The sequence below is a fragment of the Arthrobacter sp. 'calajunan' genome (assembly GCF_046940185.1).
In the GTDB taxonomy this organism is placed as follows: Bacteria; Actinomycetota; Actinomycetes; order Actinomycetales; family Micrococcaceae; genus Glutamicibacter; species Glutamicibacter soli.
The window spans coordinates 1-245 of the sequence record NZ_JBKZDY010000056.1; the positions used below are offsets into that span (position 1 = coordinate 1).

At 58.4% G+C, this 245-nt stretch carries 1 protein-coding gene; it reads left to right on the forward strand.

All coding sequences use genetic code 11. From position 1 onward, the window contains the following. Positions 1-245: hypothetical protein (locus RF641_RS17640; protein WP_424573736.1), on the forward strand; the 245-nt coding region annotated here is incomplete at both ends.

The window sequence follows — 245 nt, forward strand, 5'->3', positions numbered from 1 at the left end:
TGAACACTGCGGATAACGCGGCTGCGAACACCGATGCGAACACGGATGTGAACACTGCGGATAACGCGGCTGCGAACACCGATGCGAACACGGATGTGAACACTGCGGATAACGCGGCTGCGAACACGGATGTGAACACTGCGGATAACGCGGCTGCGAACACGGATGTGAACACTGCGGATAACGCGGCTGCGAACACCGATGCGAACACGGATGTGAACACTGCGGATAACGCGGCTGCGAAC